At 61.2% G+C, this 6194-nt stretch carries 6 protein-coding genes; 5 read left to right on the plus strand and 1 reads right to left on the minus strand.

Going from position 1 to position 6194, the window contains the following annotated elements:
- The first annotated feature begins 55 nt into the window (after positions 1–55).
- From HMPREF2932_RS07510 to HMPREF2932_RS07530, 5 genes are all read left to right on the plus strand, one after another.
- On the plus strand, positions 56–2128 hold the full coding sequence (locus HMPREF2932_RS07510; RefSeq protein WP_071409929.1) for a bifunctional copper resistance protein CopD/cytochrome c oxidase assembly protein: 2073 nt from the start codon (positions 56–58) through the stop codon (positions 2126–2128).
- A 208-nt stretch (positions 2129–2336) separates the two neighbouring features.
- Entirely contained in the window at positions 2337–2927 is a 591-nt protein-coding gene (locus tag HMPREF2932_RS07515; RefSeq protein WP_049155822.1) for a single-stranded DNA-binding protein, read from the plus strand.
- 80 nt (positions 2928–3007) lie between these two features.
- Entirely contained in the window at positions 3008–4678 is a 1671-nt protein-coding gene (gene ettA / locus HMPREF2932_RS07520; RefSeq protein ID WP_070516054.1) for an energy-dependent translational throttle protein EttA, read from the plus strand.
- A gap of 49 nt (positions 4679–4727) precedes the next feature.
- On the plus strand, positions 4728–5201 hold the full coding sequence (locus tag HMPREF2932_RS07525; protein WP_071409930.1) for an acyl-CoA thioesterase: 474 nt from the start codon (positions 4728–4730) through the stop codon (positions 5199–5201).
- Complete coding sequence (locus HMPREF2932_RS07530; protein WP_071409931.1) at positions 5191–5847, plus strand: DUF8185 domain-containing protein; 657 nt, start codon at positions 5191–5193, stop codon at positions 5845–5847. Before HMPREF2932_RS07525 ends, HMPREF2932_RS07530 begins: the two co-directional genes overlap by 11 nt.
- Here the strand turns inward: HMPREF2932_RS07530 and HMPREF2932_RS07535 are convergent.
- The gene (locus tag HMPREF2932_RS07535; RefSeq protein ID WP_083306492.1) at positions 5844–6146 is read right to left on the minus strand and encodes a chromate transporter; all 303 of its coding nucleotides are present in this window, start codon (positions 6144–6146) and stop codon (positions 5844–5846) included. The two genes, HMPREF2932_RS07530 and HMPREF2932_RS07535, sit on opposite strands and share 4 nt — an antisense overlap.
- Between the last annotated feature and the right edge of the window lie 48 nt (positions 6147–6194).

Consider the following 6194-nt stretch of genomic DNA (forward strand, 5'->3'; position numbering starts at 1 on the left):
TGAGAGTTGTCTACCTTTTAGGTAAGAGAACATGTGTGGCGGTAGACTGCCCACCATGCACACTGAGAAGGAAAACACCAGCTCACAGTACTCGCCGGGGCTGGCGCACTCGGCGTCGGGAGCGCGGCCCTCCCGTTTGTTGAATCTTTCTTTCGTCGTCTTCGCTGGTCTCGTGGGCGGGATCATTTCCCTGTTCTTCCTTGCAGATTCGCTCGCTGCCCTCGGTATCCCGGACCCGGGGCGCGTCACGACCTTTGGTTTGCCCTTCTTCCGTGCCGTCGCCTGGATGCTGATGGCCCTGTCCATCGGCTCATTCATGTCCAGCGCATTCTTGATTTACCCGGCCGTGCCAGATAAGGACAACGAGCGTTTGATCAAGGCGCGCCTCACCGTCGACGGGCACATCGCTGCGCGGACCGGTGCCTGGGCCGCTGTGGGGGCCGCGGTGGTGTCCTTGCTCGAGGTTCCCCTCGTCATGTCGGATCTCACTGGTACTCCGTTGCGCCAGGTTCTTAACCCGGAGCTGATGGGCATGGCGGTGGGCCAGATTGCGGCGTCGCAAGTCTGGCTCCTCACCGCGGGGATCGCAGCGATCGTCGCCGTGGCGGGGTTTGTTGCGCGGACGTGGGCGGGACAGGTCGGTACGTTCTTCTTGTCGCTGTTGCTCACCGTGCCCCTCGGGATGGAGGGGCACTCGGCCTCTGGCGGCGACCATGACTACGGCACGAACTCACTGCTCTTGCACCTGTTCTTCATCATGCTGTGGGTTGGTGGGCTCATGGGGCTCATCGCGCACGGCCGCCGTCTTGGTCCGGATATGGGCGTTGCCGTGCGCCGCTATTCCACGCTTGCCCTCCTAGCCATTCTGGGGCTGACTGCCACGGGCGTGGTCAACGCGCTGATTCGGGTTGAGCTGGGAGATCTCTTTACTACCCGCTATGGTCTGCTGGTGTTGAGCAAAGCGGTGCTCACGGTGGTGTTGGCGGCTATTGGGTTTGTGCACCGTCGCGTCACCATCCCGCAGCTGACGAACGCCCCGCGCCTGTTCATCAGGGTGGCCGTGGTGGAGGTCCTCATCATGGCGGCCACCGTTGGAGTTGCCATCTCGATGGGGCGCACGCCGCCGCCACCGCCGCGCGACCCGAACCTTAATGCCATGCAGATTCTGGTGGGCTACGAGCTTTTCGACGCCCCCACGTTCACCAACGTGTGGACCATGTTCCGCTTCGACCTCATGTTTGGCTCGCTCGGCCTCGTGCTGGCCGGTTTCTATCTCTATGCGTTGTGGCGCCTGAAGCAGCGCGGGCTGACGTGGTCGGCGGGGCGCACGACCTGGTTCCTGTTGGGCTCGTTGGGCATGACCATCATCATGAGCAACGGTATTGGTCTGTACATGCCGGCGCTGTACTCCATGCACATGCTGGTGCACATGATTTTGTCCATGGCGATTCCGCTTTGCCTCGTGTTGGGTGCCCCAGTGACCTTGGTCATGGAGGCGTTTGAACCGGGCGAGCCGGGCAAGCCCACGCTTCACGACGCCGCCGTTGCCCTCACCAAATCCACCACGCTGCGCATCCTGACGCATCCGGCGGTCAACGTCCTGCAGTTTCTGGCCATTCTCTACGTGCTCTACCTCTTTCCGAGCTTCTACGAGGTTGCCATTTCGGAACATGCCGGGCATGTCATCATGAACTGGGTCTTCCTGATTTCCGGCTACATCTACTACTGGGAGGTTATTGGCCCGGATCCGTTGCCATGGCGCGCGCCCACTGGCGTTCGCCTGCTTATCCTGTTTGTGTCGATGCCTCTGCACCTGTTCGCCGGTGTCTACCTCATGCAGATGCAGGTTATTCTGGGCTTGGATTTCTATGAATCCTTGAACCTGCCGTGGAACCCGGACTTTGTCACGGATCAGCGGACCGGCGGTGGCATTTCGTGGGGCTTTGGCCAGTTCCCGCTGGTGATCGTGTTTGGTTCACTATTCCTGGATTGGCTGCGAGAGGATCGCGCCACTGCTCGCCGCCACGATGCTAAGGCGGATGTTGACGGCGATGCCGACTTGGCAAGCTACAACGCCATGCTCAAGCAGATGAACGAAGGCGACGATTCCAGCTTCCGCCAGCACTAGCGTGAGTGGGCCCACCTTGGGGGTTCGAAAAGGGTCTTTGAACTGTGCGAATGGATATTTTGTTGAGTCTTTCAACAAGTTATCCACAGGTTCGCGGTGACGCTATTGCGGGTGCGGTGATCGGTGGCGATGATGCGAGGTAAGGGAGGCGTATTGCTTCCTCACACTCAAGAAGATCACCAACCACACATGGCAAAGGAATCACGCAATGTCTCAATACCCAATCTCACTCACTGGGCGTCTGACCCACGACCCGCACCTGACCAAGATTAGCGACACCATGTACAAGGCCCGCCTGCGCTTTGCCTCCTCCCGCAGCGTTCCGGAAAAGGATGAAGAAGGCAAGACGGTGTGGCGAGAGCTGGACCTCAACTATATCGACGGCGAGGTGTGGGGCCAGTGCGCCATCAACGTCAAGAAGTCCCTGTTTAAGGGCATGCCGGTCTTTGTTATGGGCTCCATCGTCACGGATCGGTGGGAGGATCAGCGCGGAGCGACGCGTTCTAGGACCTATATCAAGATTGCGCACGTGGGGCTCGACCTCAACCGCTTCTGCATTACCTCCACCAAAATTGGCACCTCCTACGGCGAGGAGGGCAGTGAAGCCCTCTGGCTGGGGGAGAATCCACCGGTGCCGGACGTAGATTACACGGCGCCACCCAGCGCCACGGAGAATGAAGCAATGCCGGCTGCCCTGCAGTCGGGAGATACTCCGCAGGACACCGCGGCGGACCGTCAGCAAGCGCAGTCCGCGGCCGAGTCACACGTCGAACCGGAACCTGAGGACGCGATGGTCTAAGGACAGAGGACCACCGCCGCCCATGTGATGTAGTCTTTGTACTGTTATTTACCAATCCTGACAGAAGCAAAGGGTGAAACATGGGCGAATTCATCTACACGATGAAAAACGTGCGTAAGGCCATCGGTGACAAGGTTATTTTGGATAACGTCACCATGGCTTTCTACCCGGGCGCCAAGATTGGCGTCGTGGGCCCCAACGGTGCAGGTAAGTCCTCGATCCTGAAGATCATGGCCGGCCTTGATCAGCCTTCCAACGGTGAGGCTTTCCTTGATCCAGGCAAGACGGTCGGCATCCTCCTCCAGGAGCCACCGCTCAATGAGGAGAAGACGGTCCGCGAAAACGTCGAAGAGGGCCTCGGGGAGATCTTCCAGAAGAAGCAGCGCTTCGAGGAGATCGCGGAGGAGATGGCCACCAATTACTCCGACGAGCTCATGGAGGAAATGGGCAAGCTGCAGGAGGAGCTCGACGCCGCCGATGCCTGGGAGGTTGATTCCAAGATCGAGCAGGCTATGGAAGCACTGCGCTGCCCGCCGTCCGATGCCCCGGTAACCAACCTCTCCGGTGGCGAGCGCCGCCGCGTCGCGCTGGCCAAGCTGCTGCTGAGTGAGCCCGACCTGCTGCTGCTCGACGAGCCCACGAACCACCTGGACGCCGAGTCTGTCCAGTGGCTGGAGAAGCACCTCGAGTCTTACCCGGGTGCGGTCCTGGCCGTGACCCACGACCGTTACTTCCTCGACCACGTCGCGGGCTGGATCTGTGAGGTTGATCGCGGCAAGCTCTACCCCTACGAGGGCAACTACTCCACCTACCTGGAGAAGAAGGCTGAGCGTCTGGAAATTGCCGGCGCCAAAGACAAGAAGCTGCAGAAGCGCCTCAAGGACGAGCTCGCATGGGTTCGCTCCGGTGCGAAGGCCCGCCAGGCCAAGAACAAGGCCCGTCTCCAGCGCTACGAGGAGATGGCTGCGGAGGCCGAGAAGTACAAGAAGCTGGACTTCGAGGAGATCCAGATTCCGACCCCGCCGCGCCTGGGCAACAAGGTGGTAGAGGTCAAGAACCTGACCAAGGGCTTCGATGATCGCGTGCTCATCAAGGACTTGTCCTTCACCCTGCCGCGCAACGGCATTGTCGGCGTGATCGGCCCGAACGGTGTGGGTAAGTCCACGCTGTTCAAGACCATCGTGGGTCTGGAGCAGCCGGATTCCGGCAGCGTGGACGTTGGCGAGACCGTCAAGCTGTCCTATGTCGACCAGGGCCGCGAGAACATCGACCCCGAGGCCACCGTGTGGGAGGTTGTCTCCGACGGGCTGGATTACATTCACGTCGGTCAGAACGAAATGCCGTCCCGCGCCTACCTCTCCGCTTTCGGTTTCAAGGGTGCCGATCAGCAGAAGCCTTCCAAGGTTCTCTCCGGCGGTGAGCGCAACCGCTTGAACCTGGCCCTGACCCTTAAAGAGGGCGGCAACCTGATCCTCCTCGATGAGCCGACGAACGACTTGGACGTGGAAACCCTGGGCTCGCTGGAAAACGCCCTGGAGAAGTTCCCCGGCTGTGCCGTGGTTATTTCTCACGACCGCTGGTTCCTCGACCGCACCTGTACCCACATCCTGGCCTGGGAGGGCAACGTGGCAGAAGGTCAGTGGTTCTGGTTCGAGGGCAACTTCGGTGACTACGAGAAGAACAAGGTTGAGCGCCTCGGTGAGGAAGCTGCCCGCCCGTCTCGCGTTACCCACCGCAAGCTCAGCCGCTAGGGCCGTCTAGCCCTAGCGTCCAAAGGAAGAACTCCGAAAGGATCCTGGAATGTCCGCTCAGAAGGTTGTGTCGGAAAAGGCCACGGACAATGTCCATGCGCTCACCGTAGGTGTGCGCTGGTCGGACTTCGACATGTACGGCCACATGATGAACTCCAATTTCATCGAGCTGGCGCAGGAGGCGCGCTTGGCCTTTGCCATGCACAACTTCTACGCCCGCGGCGTCAACATGGTGGCATTCGTTCGCCACATCGACGCGGACTATGTCCGCCCCATTAAATGGGATGGACAGCACGGTACGGTCACGGTGGAAACCACGGTGGTGCGTCTTGGCACTACTTCCTTCACCACCCGCCAAAAGATTAAGGATGCCCAGGGTCAGGTGGCCTGCGTCATCGACTGCGTGCAGGTCGCCATCGACCCGGGTACACAGATGCCGCGCGAGGTCTCTGAGGAGGAGCGCAACATCATCCTGGAACACGCCGTCGTCGAGCTCGATGAGCAGCGCGATCATGGAGAGTGAAACTCTCCGGGTGCGTAGCGGTGGGGGAGGGCTGCGTGCCCTCCTCGCCCGCGCGACGGGGCTCGATGCCTCAGCTTCGGTGCGTCTGCGCCAGCATGACGCCAACCAGGTCGAGGTCTTTGTCACGACGCCCTTCGATGTCGTTGTGGCGCGGCGGTGCGGAGGCACCGTGGGCCGCGATGGGGCAGTGGTGTCCGCGCAAGCGCTTGCCGACGCCCTCCACACCGCCCCCGACCCTGTCCTTGCGGAGGACGGTGTGGAGCTTTCGCTGGGGCCTGCGCGCGATCCATCGTGGCCAGGCGCGTTACCGCCGGCGCAGGGGTTTCGTGAAATCGATTCCTTGCCGGTAGACGTCGTTCGCGAGCTCGCCGATAAGGGCCGCCAGCTGGCCCGCCAGTTCTCTGGACCGATGGGCCCACCACAGAGCTTGTTGAATCAGACCGTGCTCACCGTAGAGAACTCGGAGGCACAGGTGGAGATTCCCATGCGGATGATCTTCGCCTGCACCAGCCTCGGCCTCATTCCGGGGTTTGCCGCATCACTCAAGATCCCCCGTCACTTGCGCGTGGCGGGCAAGGGGCGCTGGGTGCGTCTCGATGCGCCCTATGGCAGCGTCTACCACTCGACGCGTTTGTCCCTGTTCTAAAGCAGCACGAATCCCGCCAGTGCGGCGCCCACGGCGACCGTCCACGGCGGGGCTTTGCACAGTAGTGCTACACCTGCGCTGACAGCGATAAGCACCGAAGCCCACCCCGTAACCCCGTGGGTGATAATGGGGTCCCACAGCGCCGCGATGAGCAGGCCGACCACGGCTGCATTGATGGCGGTGAACGCGCCGCGCAGCCAACCAAGATGATTCCAGCGCGTCCACAGATGCAAAGCGGCGAGCGTGAGCAAGGCACCCGGCACGAAAATAAGAACGGTCCCCAGGAGCGCTCGGCCGATCCCGCCGTCAAAGACCTGAGGTTACCCTCGTTTAGTGGACACCCTATT

Source organism: Corynebacterium sp. HMSC074H12 (assembly GCF_001813755.1).
Classification (GTDB): Bacteria; Actinomycetota; Actinomycetes; order Mycobacteriales; family Mycobacteriaceae; genus Corynebacterium; species Corynebacterium hiratae.

Bases quoted from the DNA above. Each gene is read 5' to 3' on its own strand.
- HMPREF2932_RS07525 (WP_071409930.1), top strand. From the start codon at position 4,728: ATGTCCGCTCAGAAGGTTGTGTCGGAAAAGGCCACGGACAATGTCCAT.
- HMPREF2932_RS07530 (WP_071409931.1), top strand. From the start codon at position 5,191: ATGGAGAGTGAAACTCTCCGGGTGCGTAGCGGTGGGGGAGGGCTGCGT.
- HMPREF2932_RS07510 (WP_071409929.1), top strand. From the start codon at position 56: ATGCACACTGAGAAGGAAAACACCAGCTCACAGTACTCGCCGGGGCTG.
- ettA (WP_070516054.1), top strand. From the start codon at position 3,008: ATGGGCGAATTCATCTACACGATGAAAAACGTGCGTAAGGCCATCGGT.
- HMPREF2932_RS07515 (WP_049155822.1), top strand. From the start codon at position 2,337: ATGTCTCAATACCCAATCTCACTCACTGGGCGTCTGACCCACGACCCG.